General features: G+C 36.0%; 14 protein-coding genes and 1 other annotated feature. Of the genes, 4 read left to right on the top strand and 10 right to left on the bottom strand.

The genetic code is table 11. From position 1 onward, the window contains the following. Window positions 1-5 precede the first annotated feature (5 nt). From fadD to BTM19_RS04150, 4 genes are all read left to right on the top strand, one after another. On the top strand, window positions 6-1,532 hold the full coding sequence (gene fadD, locus BTM19_RS04165; RefSeq protein WP_029378752.1) for a long-chain-fatty-acid--CoA ligase FadD: 1,527 nt from the start codon (window positions 6-8) through the stop codon (window positions 1,530-1,532). A 62-nt stretch (window positions 1,533-1,594) separates the two neighbouring features. Next, window positions 1,595-2,803 (top strand): acyl-CoA dehydrogenase FadE, encoded by a 1,209-nt coding sequence (gene fadE / locus BTM19_RS04160; RefSeq protein WP_029378753.1) that lies wholly within the window; start codon window positions 1,595-1,597, stop codon window positions 2,801-2,803. Window positions 2,804-2,845: 42 nt separating this feature from the next. After that, the gene (gene fadB, locus BTM19_RS04155) at window positions 2,846-5,104 is read left to right on the top strand and encodes a 3-hydroxyacyl-CoA dehydrogenase/crotonase FadB (RefSeq protein ID WP_029378754.1); all 2,259 of its coding nucleotides are present in this window, start codon (window positions 2,846-2,848) and stop codon (window positions 5,102-5,104) included. Window positions 5,105-5,136: 32 nt separating this feature from the next. After that, window positions 5,137-6,321 carry a thiolase family protein gene (locus BTM19_RS04150; RefSeq protein ID WP_038679492.1) on the top strand — a complete coding sequence of 395 codons (1,185 nt, stop codon included), beginning with the start codon at window positions 5,137-5,139 and terminating at the stop codon, window positions 6,319-6,321. A gap of 96 nt (window positions 6,322-6,417) precedes the next feature. Here BTM19_RS04150 and BTM19_RS04145 read toward each other — a convergent pair whose 3' ends face one another. The 10 genes from BTM19_RS04145 to BTM19_RS04100 form a co-directional block, all read right to left on the bottom strand. Then, window positions 6,418-6,888 carry a DUF4188 domain-containing protein gene (locus BTM19_RS04145; RefSeq protein ID WP_029378756.1) on the bottom strand — a complete coding sequence of 157 codons (471 nt, stop codon included), beginning with the start codon at window positions 6,886-6,888 and terminating at the stop codon, window positions 6,418-6,420. Further along, a complete protein-coding gene (locus BTM19_RS04140; protein ID WP_029378757.1) occupies window positions 6,875-7,351 on the bottom strand; it encodes a DUF3021 domain-containing protein in 477 nt (158 codons plus the stop codon). The genes BTM19_RS04145 and BTM19_RS04140 overlap by 14 nt, the downstream gene beginning before the upstream one ends. Continuing rightward, window positions 7,348-7,788, bottom strand: a complete 441-nt coding sequence (locus tag BTM19_RS04135) for a LytTR family DNA-binding domain-containing protein (protein WP_038679494.1) — start codon at window positions 7,786-7,788, stop codon at window positions 7,348-7,350. Before BTM19_RS04135 ends, BTM19_RS04140 begins: the two co-directional genes overlap by 4 nt. 185 nt (window positions 7,789-7,973) lie before the next feature. Next, window positions 7,974-9,041, bottom strand: a complete 1,068-nt coding sequence (locus BTM19_RS04130) for a WD40/YVTN/BNR-like repeat-containing protein (protein ID WP_038679496.1) — start codon at window positions 9,039-9,041, stop codon at window positions 7,974-7,976. A gap of 132 nt (window positions 9,042-9,173) precedes the next feature. Continuing rightward, a complete protein-coding gene (locus BTM19_RS04125; RefSeq protein ID WP_029378760.1) occupies window positions 9,174-11,030 on the bottom strand; it encodes a diflavin oxidoreductase in 1,857 nt (618 codons plus the stop codon). A gap of 428 nt (window positions 11,031-11,458) precedes the next feature. Continuing rightward, window positions 11,459-12,199, bottom strand: a complete 741-nt coding sequence (locus BTM19_RS04120; protein WP_029378761.1) for a cyclase family protein — start codon at window positions 12,197-12,199, stop codon at window positions 11,459-11,461. A 24-nt stretch (window positions 12,200-12,223) separates the two neighbouring features. Continuing rightward, a complete protein-coding gene (gene metE / locus BTM19_RS04115; protein WP_029378762.1) occupies window positions 12,224-14,470 on the bottom strand; it encodes a 5-methyltetrahydropteroyltriglutamate--homocysteine S-methyltransferase in 2,247 nt (748 codons plus the stop codon). Continuing rightward, window positions 14,464-16,305, bottom strand: a complete 1,842-nt coding sequence (locus BTM19_RS04110) for a bifunctional homocysteine S-methyltransferase/methylenetetrahydrofolate reductase (protein WP_029378763.1) — start codon at window positions 16,303-16,305, stop codon at window positions 14,464-14,466. Before BTM19_RS04110 ends, metE begins: the two co-directional genes overlap by 7 nt. Further along, complete coding sequence (metC, locus tag BTM19_RS04105; protein ID WP_029378764.1) at window positions 16,259-17,434, bottom strand: cystathionine beta-lyase MetC; 1,176 nt, start codon at window positions 17,432-17,434, stop codon at window positions 16,259-16,261. Before metC ends, BTM19_RS04110 begins: the two co-directional genes overlap by 47 nt. Next, window positions 17,431-18,534 (bottom strand): PLP-dependent transferase, encoded by a 1,104-nt coding sequence (locus tag BTM19_RS04100; RefSeq protein ID WP_029378765.1) that lies wholly within the window; start codon window positions 18,532-18,534, stop codon window positions 17,431-17,433. Before BTM19_RS04100 ends, metC begins: the two co-directional genes overlap by 4 nt. Before the next feature lie 62 nt (window positions 18,535-18,596). After that, window positions 18,597-18,975: a binding site (T-box leader), on the bottom strand. Between the last annotated feature and the right edge of the window lie 14 nt (window positions 18,976-18,989).

Here is an 18,989-nt window from a genome sequence, read left to right as displayed (position 1 = left end):
AAAATATGAACTACGACTGGATTAAAACAAGAGCAACGTTTGACGATAATAAAGCCGCAGTGATTGATCCATTCAAAGGCACTGAATGGTCCTATAAAGATTTGAATATTCGTGCAGAAAACTTAGCCAATTATTTACAAGATCAAGGTATTAAACGTGGTGATGTCGTCGGTATATTCACACCTAATGATGTAGCGCTATTAGATTTGATGTTTGCTTCATTTAAATTAGGTGCAGTATACTTGCCGATTAATTGGCGTTTAAAAACGCAGGAGATTGAGAGTGTTATCACTGATTCAAATGTGAAACTCATTTTCTACGCTGAAAAGCATGTTTCAAGTTTAGAAGGCGTTGCAGATGAATTACTACACATGGATATAGACTCAAAAGTATATGATGACATTGTAGACCCAACACAACATCGCCCTTTCAATACTGTAAGTGTTGAAGGAAGTGATTTAGCTTCTTTAATGTATACAAGTGGTACGACGGGATTGCCTAAAGGAGTTATGTTTTCATATGATTCTTTTGTCAATAATCCAATTAATATAGCGCTAACTTATAAAATTAATTCGACGTACACAACTATTATTTCAACACCTATGTTTCATGTATTAGGGTTTAACGATTTGACACTACCTTTATTAATGGCTGGTGGCACGCTTATACTGCAACGTTACTTTAATGGCGAATCTTTAAATGATTTAATGGCTCAGTACCAGCCAAATTATTTAATTCAGATTCCAACGATGTATTATGCAATGTTAGTAGCTGAAAATTTTGACCTGAAAAACTTTGAAAGTATCGATTTCTTAATTCAAGGTGGCTCAGCCCCATTACCAATGGTTCAAAAGAAATTTAATAGTATGGGATATTCTATTATTAACGGTTATGGTTTAACTGAAGCACCACTCGTCATGGTTAATACACCAGAGAATGGGGCGCAGAAGCCCGGTAGTATTGGACAACCAGTAATGTTCATGGATATATGCATATTTGATAATAATTTAGAAGAAGTAGAAGTTGGAGAAATTGGTGAACTTGGGGTTCGTGGGAATAACGTGACACCAGGTTATTGGAATAAACCAGAAGAAACTGCAAAAACGTTTCATGGTGAATATTTCTTAACTGGTGATTTAGCCAAAGTAGATGAAGATGGTGATGTCTATATCGTTGATCGCCGCAAAGAAATGATTATTACTGGTGGCGAGAATGTATTACCTTCCGAAGTTGAAGCGGTATTATCAGAACATCCACTTGTAGCTCAAGGTGTGGTTGTCGGATATGATAGCCCTAAATATGGTGAATCAGTTTCTGCAGCGGTTGTACTTACTGAAGATGACCCAGACTTTGAACAGAAATTAGATAAACATATGCGAGAGAACATTGCAGGTTATAAAATACCGAGATTATATCTAAAACTGACACATATGCCTTTAAATTCTACTTCAAAAGCAGACAAGTTGGAACTTAAGAAATACATGAATGATAAAGCTCAGAAGTTAGCTCAAGGTAAAGATGAATTAAATTAATTAATAAGCAAATTTTTTTCTATAAAAATGTAAGCGCAAACATTACAATGGAGGTTTTAATTATGCCAACAAAAGAAGAAACAATCAAAGCACTATACCCAGAGGATATCTTAAGCATTGCGAAAGATTTAACGGAAGGCGAAGTTAAACTGCTAAAACAGTTGAATGACATGTTAGAAGAAAAATACCGAGATTCAGTCAATGAGCATTGGTTAAATGCTACTGAACCAGAAGGTTATTTCGAAGAGTTAGGTAAATTAAATTATTTCAGAAACCCATTACTTTTTGAAGGTCGTGAAGGTGCGCAAACACCAAGCCAAATGTTCCAATTCTTTATGTCATATACAATAGCAAGATTTGATGTCTCTTTAGCGACATTGTTAGGTGTCCATCAAGGATTAGGACATAATTCATTTTGGTTTGGTGGTAGTAAAGAACAACAAGCTTACTACTTACCCAAATTACAATCTCATGAATTGCGTACATGTTTTGCATTAACTGAACCAGAGCATGGATCTGATGTTGCAGGTGGATTAGAAACGACGGCTAAAAGAGAAGGCGATGAATGGATTATCAATGGTGAGAAGAAATGGATTGGCGGAGCAAATGTAGCTGATGTTATGCCTGTATATGCGGTTGATGTCGATACAGGTAAGCCAAAAGGTTTCATCATTGAACCAAGTCAAGAAGGTGTGGAAATTGAACTGTTAGAACATAAAATAGCATTAAGAATTGTTCCTAACGCAAAAATTCGATTGAAAAATGTAGTCGTCAAAGAGGATAAACGTTTGCAAAATATTAATTCCTTTAAAGATATTGCGAAAGTCTTGTACTCTACACGTGCTGGTGTTGCATATATGGCTACAGGCGCTATGGCTGGTGCTTTGAGAGCAACGACAGACTATGTAACAAAACGTAAACAGTTTGGTAAAGAGATTAGTAAGTTCCAGTTAATTCAAGAAAAATTAGCCATGATGCAAGGTAATTTAGCGCAAGCAATGGCTACATGTGCACAGCTTGCTCGCATGCAGGCTAATGGAGAGTACGACGAAGTAGCGACCTCAACTGCGAAAATGATGAACTCATTAAGATTAAGAGAATCTGTAGCTATGGGACGTGGTGTACATGGAGGTAATGGTATTTTAGCTGGAGAATATGATATCGCTAGATTCTTTGCAGATGCTGAAGCTATTTACACTTATGAAGGCACACATGAAGTTAACGCCTTAGTAATTGGAAGAGCAATCACGGGTGATTCGGCATTTATTTAGCACACATATATGTAATTCAAGAAAAAATTTGGAGGGTTTAGTATGACGATAAGAAAAGCAACAGTATTAGGCGCAGGTACAATGGGCAGTCAAATCGCAGCACTGCTTGTTAATGCAGGACTAAAAGTAAAACTGCTAGATATTGTGATTGATGAAAATGATCCTAATAAAATTTCAAGAAAAGCATATGAGATTATAACAAATCCTAAACGTCCACAATTATTTGATTTAGCATTTGCATCCAATTTATCTTACGGAAATTTCAATGAAGATTTAGTAGGACAAGATGATGCAGATATTTATATAGAAGCAGTTAAAGAAGAAGTAGATATTAAGCATCAAGTTTGGACTAAAGTGAAAGACGTTGCCAAAAAAGAAGCGATATTTGCGACGAATACTTCAGGAATACCAATCGAATCAATCGCAAATGTATTTGATACACAAGACAAAGAAAGATTCTTTGGAATGCATTTCTTCAACCCACCACGTATTATGAAATTAGTGGAGGTTATTCCAAATAGCAATACTTCTGAAAAAGTTATTGCACGTGTGCAGGCATTTGCTGAAGACGTACTTGGTAAAGGTGTCATTGTTGCAAATGACGTGCCAGGATTTGTTGCTAACCGCGTCGGTACTCAAACGATGAATGACATTATGTATAGAGCTGAACAACAAGGATTTTCTATAACAGAAGTAGATGCATTAACGGGTCGAAGTATTGGGCGTCCTAAGATGGGGACATATGGCTTGTCTGATTTAGTAGGATTAGATATCGCTATAGCAGTTATCAAAGGATTACAAAGTATACCTGAAGAACAGCCCTTCTTCCACGATATTAAACTGTCTGAAAAATTAGTGGAAAATGGCGCGTTAGGTAATAAAACTAAACAAGGGTTTTATAAAAAAGTAGATAAAAAGCGTTATGTGTTTGACCCAGAACAGAATGATTATGTAGCGCCTGAACAACCACAATTAGAAATTTTAGGTAAATTCAGTAAAGACTTAGTTAATAATTTAGACGTTATCTTTAACGCACAAGATGATGCAGGCGTGTTCTTATGGGAAACGTTAAGAAATAATTTCTATTATTCAGCAGTTAATGTGCCGAAAGCTGCAGAATCCTTCAAAGATATTGATCGTGCATTAGTATGGGGATTCAATTGGAAGCTAGGAGCATTTCAACTATGGGATTTAATGGGATTCGAACGTGTGAAATCACGTATGAAAGAAGAGTTAGGTCAGCTACCAGATTGGATAGAACAACGTACTGCGCCATTCTATAGTGAAGGTGAATCAATCGAGCGAATTACACCGGTAGCAGAATATATTGATGAAGAAATTTGGGATAAAGAGGACTCAAATTTATCAGTAGCCAATAAAGACCAACTTTTATTAAAACTACAAAGTAAAAATAATGTTATCTCTAATGGTTTTCTTGATGATTTATTAGATGCAATTAATAAATTAGAAAGCGAAGATTATACGAGCATGGTCATTTATGGCGGTGGAAATAACTTTAGTGTTGGCGCGAACTTATTCCAAATGAAAAAAGCACATGAAGAAGGTCGTGTAGTAGAAGAAGTTGGCGCAGCAGTTGAACAACTACACCACGTATTCTCTAGATTGAAATATTCATTGAAACCAGTAGTGACAGCAGTTCACGGTAGAGCCTTAGGTGGTGGTTGTGAGTTAGTTTTACATTCACCAATTGTAGTTGCTGCAAGTGAATCTTATATAGGTCTTGTTGAAACAGGAGTTGGCTTATTACCTGCTGGTGGTGGGCTCGCTGAATTAACAGATAGAGTGCTACGTACGAATCATAAAAATGATGATAAACAAAAATCAATTACGGATATATTAATGCAAATTGGTTTTGCTAAAGTTTCAACTAATGCCTATGAAGCTATCCAATTTGGTTATTTAAGAAATACAGATACAGTAATTTTAAATACTGAAAGACGTGTAGAGGTAGCCTTAAACAGAGCGCGTTATGAAGCGGAAACAAATTATGTGCCAACGCCAAAAACACAATATATAGCGTTAGGAAAAGACTTTAAAGCATTAGCTGAAGGCCAGTTAGACGCACAACGTATGGGTCATTTTATCAGTGACTATGATTATGAAATTACGTTGAAAGTGGCAGAAGTATTATCGGGTGGAGATATTCCGCGTAACACTTACGTTAATCAAAGATACTTGCAAAAACTTGAAAAAGAGAGATTTTTAGAACTTTTACAAAACAAAAAAACGTATGACAGAATTTCACATATGTTAGAAAAAGGTAAACCACTACGTAACTAATCATTAATCAGGATAAGAAAGGGTGAACTTAAATGCGAGATGCATATATTGTTGCTTATGGACGTTCAGCAGCTGGTAAAGCAAAAAATGGTGCGATGGCTCATGAAAGACCAGATGAGGTGGCCGCTAAAGTATTAAAAGGTGTATTAGAAAGAGTTGGAGGTTCATTTGAGCCAAGCATGGTAGAAGATGTGATTGTCGGTAACTCATTCCCAGAAGGTTTGCAAGGTCAAAATATTGCACGAACGATTGCATTACTTGCAGGTATGCCTAATGAAGTTCCAGGACAAACGGTGAATCGCTATTGTTCTTCAGGGCTTCAAACGATTGCACATGCGGCAAATCAAATTATTGCTGACCAAGCAGATGTCCTTGTCGCTGGTGGTATTGAATTGATGAGTGCAGTACCAATGGGAGGCAATGAACCAACGAATAATCCAATACTTCAAGATGAAGATTCTGGTGTTTCTTATCCTATGGGATTGACTGCAGAAATGGTTGCTGAAACATATAATGTTTCGAGAGAAGACCAAGATGCATACGCTGTGCAAAGTCATCAACGAGCAGCAGAAGCGCAGCAGTCCGGAAAATTTGAAGATGAAATTATTCCTATAGAGGTCAATAAGGTGACTTATGATCAAAATGGTCCGGTTATTAGCAAAGAAGTGTTTAAAGATGACGAATTGATTAGACCCGACACAAATAAAGAAGCACTTGCTAAGCTACGTACAGTATTTAAGGCTGACGGCACAGTGACCGCTGGACAATCTGCACCATTAACAGATGGTTCCGGATTCGTAGTTGTGATGTCTGGAGAAAAAGTAAAGGAATTAGGTGTTAAACCAATTGCACGCTTTGTAGGATTTAAAGCTGTTGGTGTAGATCCTAAATTAATGGGTATCGGACCCGCTTACGCGATTCCTGAAGTGTTAAAACAAGCTGACTTAGATGTTAGCGATATAGATTTAGTAGAATTAAATGAAGCTTTTGCATCTCAAACATTAGCATCTATGAGAGAAGTTGGATTAGATACTGAGAAGACGAATGTCAATGGTGGTGCAATTGCATTAGGACATCCACTAGGTGCGACCGGTGCTATGTTGGTGGGGAGATTATTATCGGAAATGAAGAAAAGACCAGATACAAAATATGGCATGGTAACAATGTGTATCGGTGTCGGCATGGGCGCTGCAGGCATCTTCGAATATATAAGGTAATATATAATGAATATAATAATGGCCGGGACACCAAACATGATGTCTCGGCCTTATTATGTTTAACATGCATTTACTTTTAAAACACTGAAGCTGAGGTTATTTTTGAGCACGTAGTCTTTGCTTTGCAGACTGTGTTGCATTATTTACCATTTGATTATCATATGCACGTGCTTTACCTAGACCAAAGTCTGGCATATTGAGATAAATATTTTCATATTGCTTTGATTCTGAATTATAAGTCTCATGATAGAATCCGACAGCGTCATTTTGCCTTAACGCCTTTGAAAATTTGCGCCACGCTTTTAAGTGTTTTGGCATTTTTGAATAATTTAAAAGTTGTTCATTCGACTCCCAATATTGAACTATCATCACGCCACGATATTTAAAAAACATTTCATAAGATAGGCACCCGAGTGACTTATTATTTAATAACTCCTTGAGCATAGGCGGCATAGCTAAAAGAACGGGTAACCATTTATGAATTTTATACCACTTGTTCACACGAAGGCCAATTAAGAATAGAGTAATCGGTTTGCTTGGTAACACAGTATATCTACCTTGGTTCATTTTTATCATTCCTTCTGCTAGAAAGCATAGCGTTAATTTCATTGATATCGTTTTGATTGCGTCTCGTTTCTATGATCCAAATTATAAAATAAGTAATTGTATAGATGATGATGAAAAACAAAATTGCTGATAATTTAAGTGGAAACCATCCTGCTAGTATAGCTAAAGGCAACATAAGCATAAACATAAGGCTAAAATGAAGTGATGTTTTAAACAAGAGCGATTTTCTAGAACTTGAAAATATGAGTTCGCCAAAACTGAAACTAACACCAATTAAGGCCCAGATAACAACTGAAATAAGCATAATTTGTAATTCGTTTAAATGTTGAAAATAGAAGTGTCCCATGGTTGATACCGGTGAGACAGGATGAAAAGCTGTGCGAGCAAAAATAGATGAAAAGATTAAAGCAATGATGACACCAATGGCAATACCAATGGTTGCCCCGCGAAATAAACGTTTCATAATTTTAAAGCCTCCTTGATTAATGGCAAATATCTCCTTGAAGAGTATGTGAAGTCATTATTAGTAAAACGAATCTCGATAGTGCCATTTTTATTTAATTTCAAATGATCGATATAGTTGATATTAATTATTTCAGATTTTGAAATCTGTAGAAATTGCATGCTAATTTGTAATTTAACTTCATATAAGCGTTGAGTACTGGTGTATAGATGGTCTGACGTTATAATCGTTAGAACTTTATTTTCTATACGAAAACTAATAATATCTTGATGTTTGATATAGTAAATATCGTTATTATATTTTCCGGGAAATAATTTGTTTTGAGATAGTTGCTTCATAAAAGCGATAATTTCTGGTAATTGTTCAGTATGTTTGTGACTTTGAATGATAACCTTGCCCTTGGGTAAATTATTATCGTGTATTATTTCTAAATCCATAAAGACACACCTCCTATTGCCATAAGTAAAACAAATTTTAACTATAAATACTATATAAATTATATAAGTGGCATGTATTTACGGTTAAGTGGTATATATTCCGCTAAATATTGTTATGTTTGCGCAAAAAATAACCTTAAATTTTGGTCAACAACCAAGATCTAAGGTTATGCGTTTAACAATTTCTAATTTAAATTAATAAATTGATGTGCGTGTTGAGATGTGAGTGAATCTGGCCATGTGATATCAAATGCTGTCCAATTGATACCACCATCATCTGAATAATAGACTCCATTATTATTGGCAATATAAAAGGTGCCATCTAGCTCGGTAATAGATGAAACCAATGTGCCATTTGGGGAAGGGAGTCCTGTAGTTACTTCAGTCCACTCACTATCTTGTACTTTATTAATAGTGTAAATGGTTGAAAAGGTGTTGTCTCCATAGTTATGTGCGTTATATGGAGAGTTTGAAGTAGCGATGACAATATTATCTGGGTTTTGAGAATTTATCGCTAAACCATAGCCGTATCTGTGTTCAATTCCTTTAATAAACGTTGTCCAAGTCTTACCATAATCATCACTTTCAATAAATGTATCACGTCCACCATTTAAGAAAGCATCACCTAATACTCCGTACAATTTATTCGGATAATCTGGATGGCTTTTTAACACGTGAATATCAATAGGTGTATCTTGTGTTTGTGGTGCTAACCAATGTTGGCCTAAATCTGTAGATTGTATAAAGCCACCAGCTTCAATTGTAAGGTTAATGACATTTGATGATTTAGTATTTGTATCAAACCATTTCACATGATGAGTATGTGGTCTAGGTGGGAAGAACCAGTGTTCTTTACCAGCAATATGACTAAAATCAGTGAGTAATTCAAATGAATCTCCCTGATCATCTGATATGAATAAAGCGCTAGGTTCAGTACCTACGAGCACAGAACTATGATGATTGCCTGTATCTATAACTGTAACTGCAGTGATAGAAGTCATGTGAATGTCATCATGTTTGAAGGGGCTATTGTATGTGAAACGTGTACCAATAGGGAACCAATTTTGACCTTTGTCCACACTTTTCCATAAACCACGATCAAACGTGCCGCAATAAAGAATGTCTTTAGCGTTAGGGTCTTGAGCTATTGAAATGATATTCATACCTTCCAGTTTTCTTTCGAGTTGGATTTCGTTATGTTCCTTATTAATTAGTATTAATGCATTGTCATAAGTGATTGCAAATTGTGTCATATAATAGCCACCTTTTAAAATTTAAGTGTAATTTAATCATGGATTCAGCTTACGTTTGTCTGTGCATGCATAACACTTTTATAGTTAATGATAATTAAAACATTATTGAAATTAAGTTACTGGCTCCACAGATTAATATACGTCACGTTGGTAACGTTGATGTTTTATCATTTCTGTCAAATAGTTCTCAGCGTCTACTTGGTTGTAATTACCTTCTCTCTTAAGAACGTTGATCAGTGATTGATGGACGCCACTTGCCATCTCGTCTTTATTACCACAAAGATAAATAATAGCGCCTTGAGTAATCCATTGGTAAAATTCAGCACTATTTTCCTCAATGCGATGTTGAACATAAATTTTATTTTCTGTTTCTCTTGAAAAAGCTAAATCTAATTTACTTAATACACCTTCATTAAGCCAACTCTCTAAATCATTTTGATAGAGGAAGTCGTGGTAATAATTTTGATTACCAAATATGAGCCATTGTGACCCTTTTAGACCTAAGTGAGCTCTCTCTTGAAGGTAAGCCCGGTATGGCGCTATTCCAGTTCCAGCTCCAATCATAATCACTGGTGTATCAGCTTCATAAGGAAATTTGAAATTTGGATTCTTTTTAAGGTATACGGGTAATTTGTCTCCTATAGGCGTCCGTTCTGCTAGTTGTACAGAACAAACGCCAAAACGCTCGCGACGATGAGCTTCGTACTTAACAACACGAACTGTAATATCGACACTGGAAGGATTGACCTGATTACTACTCGCTATAGAATACTCTCTTGGTGGTAACTTTCTTAATAGTTGTGGCAGCATTTGAGGTTCTAAGGATACGGGTGTGAAGTCTTGAATTAAATCAATCACATCTCTACCATATATATAATTCTGAATCCATTCTGATTTTTGGACATTTGCATTTAACATTGGGTTGCCAAACAATTCTGCCGCATTGTGCAAGAGCGCGGGTGTTAATTTAGAAATTTCAAAGTCATATAACAATACATCTTTAAGTGAGCGTGGCGCATCATTGTCGCTTAGTTGAATATTAGTATCAGCTTCCCAACCTAATGCTGAGATTAAACTTGAAACTAATGTTAAGTCATTGTGCGGCATAACGACTAGGCTATCTCCAGGTTCGTATGTTTCAGAGTAACCTTCAAGTGATAATTCTAAGTGACGTACTTCACGAGAAGCTTCTGGTTGTGTGAGTACTGTATTTGTTAACACTTCTGCTTGAAAAGGGTTTGATCGGGAAAATGGCACTTCAGGTTCATCTATAATGACAGGTTCATCATCTTCATCAATCGTATCTATATTCGTTGATGTTTGAGAAAGCAATTCAAGCATATTTGAAATCCATTGCTCGGCAGTTTCTTCAAAGTCAAAATCACAATCCACACGGTCAGCTATTCTATTTGCACCAAGTTCACCTAGAATATGATCGAAGTCTTTGCCGGCCTGACAAAAATCTGGAAAGTCTTGGTCACCAAGAGCTAAAACTGCAAAGTTAACACTTTCTAGTTGAGGCGCCTCATCGCTATGAAGGTAGTCATATAAATCTAAAGCATTAATAGGGGGTTCACCCACACCTTGTGTTGAACAAATGATAAAGAGATGTTCAACATCGCTTAATGATTCTTTAGGGAAATCATCCATATCCCATAAATGTGCATTAAAATTATGTTCTTTCAACTTACCTTCAAATGTTTCGGCAATTTCTTCAGCGTTACCTGTTTCTGTACCATATAATATATTAACATCTATAGGTTCTGCTGAATTAACTATAGAAGTTGTATTATCTGTTTCATACTCTGGGTTGTCTGCGGTGTTTGGTTCTTGTGTTGCTGAAGTATCGTGCTCAGACTGATGTGCATTTGGGTTGATAAGGTAACCACTTAACCAATGTTGCTGTTCTGTCGAAAGCATTGGTAGTAGTTGATTTATGAGCGCCAATTGCTCCTCGTTAAAAGGGGTGTTGGTTTGATTAAGTTGCAAAAAAGTCACCTCTATTTATAGTGTTTATATAGAAAATAGGTGGAAAACACCCAAAATAAACTATATTGAATTTTCTTGAATTATAACATTGATTAAATTATTTTAAATGATATGGATTATCATTTATGGAAAATCAAACTAATGACCTATATATTTTGTACTATGAAATAAATAAAAAGAACCCAAAACTTTATTGTTCTAAAGAGATTTCTGACTCACAATCAGGTAAAGATAACTAGGAACGCAAATGTTTGGTTCAAAATGTTTACTAGGCTAAAGACAATACATAATGAGCATGAAAATCAATAAGAGCACCTTTGATTTTATGTGTAGGAATAATTTGCTTCAGGTTGATGTATTAATAAAGGTCCGAGACATATATGTATGCCTCGACTTTATATGGATGGTACTAATCTTATGTTTTAAGTTTAAGGTTTTATCGCGAATGCACGAACAGGGAACCCTGGTGCATCTTTCGGTTTGGGGCTAATGGCATAAATGATTGCGCCTCGATTAGGCAATTGATCTAAATTGGTTAGTAGCTCAACTTGGTAGGTGTCTTGACCTAACACGTAACGTTCACCTATGATGTCACCGTTTTTTGCAATATCTACTGAGGCATCTGTATCGAAAGTTTCATGACCAATCGCTTTAACTTTACGTTCTTCAAGTAAATACTTCAAAGCGTCTAGCCCCCAACCTGGTAAATGTTGGTTACCATCGGAGTCTTTATTTTCAAATGCTTCGATATTTGGCCAACGTTTTGACCAATCACTGCGAAAGGCAACAAATGTCTCAGGTTCAATTGTGCCATGCTCAGCTTCCCATTGTTCAATATGACTACGCGTTAAAATAAAATCGGCATCTTCCGCTACATTTTGTGAAAAATCTAAAACTACAAGTGGTAGGGCTAATTCTTTTAAATTTAATTCATGTAAGTAACGTGTATTTTCTACAAAGTGAATAGGGGCGTCAATATGAGTACCATACTGACTTACAATATTCCAATTTTGAACATAAAAGCCATCGTCTGGAACATTGAAAAGTGTTGAAACTTTGGCACGTTCAAATTCACTGAAACAGGGAATAGTTTCATCAAAGGTGTGGGTCAGGTCGACCCACGTTGATGATTTTAATTGTTCTAATTGCTTCCATAAAGGATAACTCATTGGCATCACCTACAAGATTGATAATTAAACAGTTGCAGTATTTGTTGATTTACGTAATTTATCTACGGAATTTACTAACACGCTAAGTGCTTCTTTAACTTCATCTTCTTTACGTGTTTTCAAACCACAGTCAGGGTTTACCCAGAATAGTGAACGATCAATTTCTTGTAAAGCACGGTTAATTGCTTCTGTAATTTCTGATTCAGTTGGAATACGTGGACTATGAATATCATATACACCTAAACCGATACCTAAATCGTATGTGATGTCTTCAAAGTCTTGAATTAAATCACCATGGCTACGTGATGTTTCAATAGAAATGACGTCTGCATCTAAGTCGTAAATTGCATGAATGATTTGACCAAACTGAGAATAACACATATGTGTATGAATTTGTGTTTCATCAGCGACTGAAGATGTTGATAGTTTGAATGAACGAACTGCTTTATCTAAATAGTCTGCATGATACTCTGAACGAAGCGGTAAGCCTTCTCTTAAAGCAGGTTCATCAACTTGGATGATTTGAATACCTTCGTTTTCAAGTGCTAATACTTCTTCATTAATTGCTAATGCGATTTGATCTTGGACATCTTCACGTGGCAAATCAACACGTTCAAATGACCAGTTTAAAATAGTGACAGGGCCAGTTAACATACCTTTAACTGGTTTGTCAGTTAAACTTTGCGCATATAGTGTTTCTTTGACAGTAAGTGGTTCTGTCCATTTTACATCTCCATAAATAACTGGTGGCTTAACCGCACGTGAACCGTATGATTGTACCCAACCGTATTTCGTTACTAGGAAACCTTGTAGTTTTTCACCAAAGAATTCTACCATATCGTTACGTTCGAATTCACCATGTACAAGAACATCTAGACCAATGTCTTCTTGAATTTTAATCCAACGAGCAATCTCATTTTTTAAGAAGTCTTTATATGCTGCATCTGTGATACGACTATTTTTCCAATCTGCGCGATACTTACGAACCTCTTGAGATTGTGGGAAAGAACCAATCGTCGTTGTTGGTAAATCTGGTAAATTTAGGCGTGCGTCTTGTGCTTTTTTACGTTCTTTAAAAGCTGATTGTCTTGAAGTACGTACACTATCAAAATCGTATTCAAGATTTTTAAATGATTGGTTTTGGAAACGTTCATAACGTGCCTTCAACTCATTATATTTTGAATCATCGCTATCATTGAATAAGCGTCTGAGTGCATCTAATTCATCTAATTTTTCGGTAGCGAAACTCAAACCTTCAGCGATTGAAGTATCTAGTGTTTCATCATCTAGTGACACAGGAACGTGTAATAGTGAAGATGAAGGCTGGATGACAAGGTCATTTGAATATGCTTGTAACGTTTCAATTAGTTCTTTTTTAGCTTCAATATCAGCAGCCCAAACGTTACGGCCGTCGATAATTCCTGCATGAAGTGTTTTAGAGCTGTCTAAATCGCCTGCTTTAATTTGTTGTAGATTAAATCCATTGTCATGTACGAAATCTAAACCTAACCCTTTAACAGGGAGACCATTTAAGAATTTCAAGTTAACACGTTCGAAATAAGTTTGTAGTACTAAGTGTTCACCTAAACCAGCCTCAGAGAAATAATCATAGGCAGCTTGTGTGATAGTTTCATATTCCGAGCTATCGTCGGTAACTAATGCTGGCTCATCGATTTGAATATATTCAGCACCTGCGTCAACTAATGATTGTAGAACTTCTTTATATAATGGTAAAAGTGTATTTATTTTTTCTTCAAATGACTGCGTGCCACCTTTAGATAATTTAACAAATGTAATTGGGCCTACAATAACTGGATGCGCATTTATATTAAGTGATTGTGCATAGTTGAAACGCTCAAGTAACACGTTTTTATTTAATTTAGGTTCAGCATGATCCCATTCTGGAACGATATAGTGATAGTTTGTGTTGAACCATTTGATTAATGCACTTGCAACATGTTCTTTATTACCTCTGGCAATATCGAATAATAAATCATCATCTACGTCTTTACCTTGAAAGCGTTCAGGGATGATATTAAAGAGTAACGATGTATCAAGGATATGGTCATATAATGAGAAATCTCCAACCGGAATACTAGATAAATTGTAATTTTTTTGGAGTAATAAGTTCTCTTTGTGTAAATCTGTTAATTGTTGGTGAAGCGTTTCTAAATCATATTTGTTTGACCAGTATCCTTCGATTGCTTTCTTCCATTCTCTTTTTCTACCTAACCTTGGAAAACCTAAATTTGATGTTTTAATTGTCATAATATTGCCTCCTGTTTAGTTAAAGTAATTGTTTTTGAATAGTTTGCAAGTTCTAATGTGTAATCGACTTTTTGAAATGGTGTAATTAAATACAAACCATTGAAATACTCGTGTACGGTGTCAATCAATTCTTTTGAAAGTTTGAGACTTAAAGCCTTTGTTTTGGCTTTATCATCTTTGACTGCTTCAAATTGTTCTAATATTGTTTCTGATAATTTAATGCCAGGTACTTCGTTGTGTAAGAATAATGCGTTGTTATAGCTTGTAACGGGCATTATACCTATAAAGAAGGGGACGTCTAAGTGTTTCGTCGCTTCGTAAACTTCTTTAATTTTTTCTTTGCTATAGACTGGCTGAGTTATGAAGTAGTGCATGCCGCTCTCTAACTTTTTCTCTAAGCGTCTAACTGCACCGTCTAACTTTCTTACGTTTGGATCAAAAGCACCTGCGATGTTGAAGTTTGTCTTTGTCTTCAGCGCATCACCATCAGTGTTAATACCTTGGTTAAAACGTAAGGCAATTTCGGTTAGCCCTTTAGAATTAACATCATAAACATTGGTTGCCCCCGGTAAATGACCAATCTTTGAAGGATCACCAGTAATTGTTAAAATTTCGTTGATATCTAGTAACGACAACCCTAATAGGTGAGATTGCAATCCGATGAGATTTCTGTCGCGACAAGTGATATGGACCAATGGTTCGATATCATAGCGCTGTTTAATAATGCTTGCAGCAGCCACATTGCTAATGCGGACCGTTGCTAATGAATTATCTGCTAAAGTGACGGCATCAATCTTTGCATCATCAAGTTTTTTGATATTTCTGAAAAATGTTTCTGTGTCAAGGTGCTTTGGCGTATCCAACTCCACAATGATAGTAGGACGATTTTCAACTTTTGATTTAAGGTTCTGTTTTTTGGGTTCTTTTTCTGTGTTATTGATATATTTTGTAATCGGTATAACATCTTTTTTAGTAACAGGGTTTAAACCGGCTACGGATGATTTAATATATTGGATATGTTCAGGTGTTGTACCACAACAACCACCAATAAGTCTTACGCCTTCGTTAATTAATTGTTCAGCGACTTTACCAAAATAAGATGCATTATCGCTATATTTAAATTGGCTATTTTCAATATCTAATAGGCTTGCATTTGGGTAACAAGATAAATATGCACCTTCTGGTAATTCGATGTGTGAAAAGGATTGCTGCATATGGTGTGGACCATGGTGACAGTTTAATCCGACCACATCTGCACCGCTTGCAGTTACTTGTTGTAGTGCTTGATTGATTTCAGTACCATCTCTTAAATAATTTGTATTTAATGCGGTTAGTTGAGCGATAATTGGAATATCGTATTTACTCTTTGTAGCCTTAATAATATTAGTAAGTTCTTGCAAATCATAGTAGGTTTCAAAGAGAATGCCATCTACACCAGCATTGACTAAGGTTTCTACTTGAATTTCAGTGTGATATTGAATAGAAGATAGCTCTAAATCTTCTTGTTTAATACCTCTAAAACCACCGACTGTTCCTAAGATGAAAGTATCACCATTTGCTGCTTTTTTGGCAATTTGAACTGCTGCTTGGTGAATGTCTTTCACTCTATGTTCTAAACCAAAAACTTTTAACTTTTCAAAATTTGCACCATACGTATTGGTTTGAATAATATCTGCACCAGCTTCAATATATGTGCGGTGAATGCGTTCAACTTTATCTGGATGATTTAAGTTATATGCTTCAGGGCAAGTGTCTAGACCTTCAGAGTAAAGGATCGTACCGATAGCGCCATCAGCTACTAATATGTTGGATTTTAGTTTGTCGAGTAGTTGACTCATTGAAGGCCTCCTTAAATGCGTAATTTAAATCTGAAATCAATTCGTCGGCTGATTCTAATCCGACACTCAATCTAAATAACCCAAATGTGATATTACGTTCTTCACGTACTGCTTTAGGTACAGCTGCATGTGACATCGTAGCTGGATGAGAGAGAATTGTTTCAACGCCTCCTAAACTTACTGAAACTAAAGGTAATGATAAGGCATCGACAAATGCTTGTGCTTTTGTCTCATCTTTCAATCTGAAACCTAAGACAGCACCACCATGATGTGATTGAGACAAGTGTAGCTCGCTATTTCCTGGGTAATAGACTTCTGAGATTTGCTCACATTGTGCTAAGAATTCATAGATTTGTTTGGCATTTTCAACAGATTGTTGAAAACGAACAGGTAAAGTTTTTAAATGTTTAGCCAATGTCCAACTATCTTGTGCAGATAACGCATTACCAGTACCATTTTGTAATAGGTAAAGCGCGTCAGCGAGTGCTTGATTGTTAGTAACAGCTACGCCAGCAATAATGTCACTGTGGCCACCTAGGAATTTAGTGGCGCTATGTACAACAACATCTGCGCCGAGTGCTAATGGTGATTGGCCTAGTGGCGTCATAAAGGTATTGTCGACAGCGAGTAAAAGATTGTTGTTTCTGGCAATATCTGCTGCTCCTCGAATATCTGTAATTTTAAATAATGGATTTGATGGCGTTTCAATATATATTAATTTCGTATTGTCTTGGATCGCATTTTCAATTTCTTTTAAGTGCGTTGTATCTACAGTAGAAAATTGAATGTTAAAGCGTGTTAATATTTGTTCGGTCAATCTGAATGTACCACCATAAACATCATCTGGCAGAATGACATGATCACCAGCATTTAACGTGAGTAACACTGCTGAAATTGCTGCAATGCCAGAAGCGTAGGCAAAGGCATGACTGCCACCTTCCAGTTTAGCTAGCTTTTCTTCTAAAAGAGCACGGTTTGGATTGCCACTTCTAGCATAATCATATTGAGCATCTCCACCTAGAACTTGTTGGTGAAATGTTGAAGAATCGTATAAGGGAGGATTTGCTGAATTATAGTCAATCCCTCTATGCGCATCGAATATTACTTCTGTTTCTTTTGATAAACTCATAAAATCACTCCTTGTTTAGATTTTTCTAATGCTTGAATAATATCTTGTTCAATATCTTCGTAGTTTTCAATGCCAATCGATAATCTTAATAGATATTCATCTATACCGCGCTTATCCTTTTCTTCATCTGGCATATCTACGTGTGTTTGTGTATATGGGAAAGTAATAAATGTTTCAGTGCCACCTAAGCTTTCAGCGAAAATGCAAACCTCTAAGTGTTCTAAAAATTTATCAGCTTTATAATCTTTGTTCAGCCTTAAACTCAACATACCAGTACGTCCACTGTAGAGCACTTGGTCAATGGCTTCTAATTGATTACATCGTTCGGCAAGTAATTTAGCATTATATTCAGAACGATCCATTCTTAAATGCAGCGTTTTTAATCCACGTTGCAATAGATAACTATCAAAAGGTGACAGCGTTGCGCCTATCATGTTGTGTAATTGCCCTAGTTGTTCTGCAAGTTGTTCATCTTTTACAGTTACGACACCTGCGAGTACATCGTTATGGCCTCCGATATATTTTGTAGCCGAATGTAAAACGATATCTGCACCTTCTTCAAGTGGTGTTGAAAGATATGGTGTTAAAAATGTGTTATCTATGATAGATAGTAGATTGAATTTTTTACTTAAAATGTAATATGGGTCAATATCTACTTCTATCATTTGTGGATTAGAAATTGGTTCGATAAAAAGTGCTTTTGTGTTTTCTGTAATACTTTGCTCTACTTCTTCATAATTTAGGAAGTCAACATATTTGAAATGTATACCGTATTGCTGCTCATAAAAATCAAAAAGTCTAAAAGTACCACCATATAAGTCGAAAGAAACTAGAATTTCATCGCCAGATTTGAATAAGTTACAAATTAATTGAATGGCAGACATGCCACTGGATGTTGCAAATGAAGCAGCACCTCTTTCAAGTTTTGCAAATGCTTCTTCAAAAGCCGAACGTGTAGGGTTTTTAGTTCTTGTATAGTCATATCCTGTTGACGCTCCGAGCTTAGGGTGTTGATAGGCTGTAGATAAGTATATTGGATTAGCGATTGCTCCTGTATGATCTTGTGAAAGTGCGATCTGTGCGAATTCAGTATTTTTCATAATTGTTAACCTCCTTGTTAAAATAAAAAAGCTTCCGTCCTTTAAACCCGAATTATTCGGATGTAAAGGACGAAAGCTTAGCTCGCGGTACCACCTTTGTTTGCTACTTTATCACTAAAGTAACCTTATCCAGTACGCCAAATTGTTGAATGATTAGCGTTGTCTGAATCGTGATATCGTATTTTCGATAAAAAATAAAAACTCATCTTATGTTGGGATAAAATGAGTATTAACGAAATATACGACGTGTGGAAAAATCCAGTACGCCATTTAACAAAATGTTAATACTGTATCGCTATAACGGGCGATCCCGTTGATACCTCATATTGGCATCAACACTCAAAGGCCATTTTCAAACTTTCTTTCCGTGTCTTCTTTCAGCGTATCAAAGACTCTCTGTGTCAGTAGTGTAAGTTTTACTTTCCTTGTTACTGTGTGTGAAATATGTGATTTAC

This window comes from Staphylococcus xylosus, assembly GCF_002732165.1.
Lineage (GTDB): Bacteria > Bacillota > Bacilli > Staphylococcales > Staphylococcaceae > Staphylococcus > Staphylococcus xylosus.
The sequence above is the reverse complement of the archived record's forward strand: the minus strand, read 5'-3'. Positions and strand labels throughout refer to the sequence as shown.

Excerpts from the sequence above, each read along its gene's own strand:
- BTM19_RS04145 (WP_029378756.1), bottom strand. The coding sequence starts at position 6,888 with ATGAACCAAGGTAGATATACTGTGTTACCAAGCAAACCGATTACTCTA.
- BTM19_RS04150 (WP_038679492.1), top strand. The coding sequence starts at position 5,137 with ATGCGAGATGCATATATTGTTGCTTATGGACGTTCAGCAGCTGGTAAA.
- BTM19_RS04100 (WP_029378765.1), bottom strand. The coding sequence starts at position 18,534 with ATGAAAAATACTGAATTCGCACAGATCGCACTTTCACAAGATCATACA.
- metC (WP_029378764.1), bottom strand. The coding sequence starts at position 17,434 with ATGAGTTTATCAAAAGAAACAGAAGTAATATTCGATGCGCATAGAGGG.
- BTM19_RS04110 (WP_029378763.1), bottom strand. The coding sequence starts at position 16,305 with ATGAGTCAACTACTCGACAAACTAAAATCCAACATATTAGTAGCTGAT.
- BTM19_RS04130 (WP_038679496.1), bottom strand. The coding sequence starts at position 9,041 with ATGACACAATTTGCAATCACTTATGACAATGCATTAATACTAATTAAT.
- fadE (WP_029378753.1), top strand. The coding sequence starts at position 1,595 with ATGCCAACAAAAGAAGAAACAATCAAAGCACTATACCCAGAGGATATC.
- BTM19_RS04120 (WP_029378761.1), bottom strand. The coding sequence starts at position 12,199 with ATGAGTTATCCTTTATGGAAGCAATTAGAACAATTAAAATCATCAACG.
- BTM19_RS04140 (WP_029378757.1), bottom strand. The coding sequence starts at position 7,351 with ATGAAACGTTTATTTCGCGGGGCAACCATTGGTATTGCCATTGGTGTC.
- fadB (WP_029378754.1), top strand. The coding sequence starts at position 2,846 with ATGACGATAAGAAAAGCAACAGTATTAGGCGCAGGTACAATGGGCAGT.
- fadD (WP_029378752.1), top strand. The coding sequence starts at position 6 with ATGAACTACGACTGGATTAAAACAAGAGCAACGTTTGACGATAATAAA.
- BTM19_RS04135 (WP_038679494.1), bottom strand. The coding sequence starts at position 7,788 with ATGGATTTAGAAATAATACACGATAATAATTTACCCAAGGGCAAGGTT.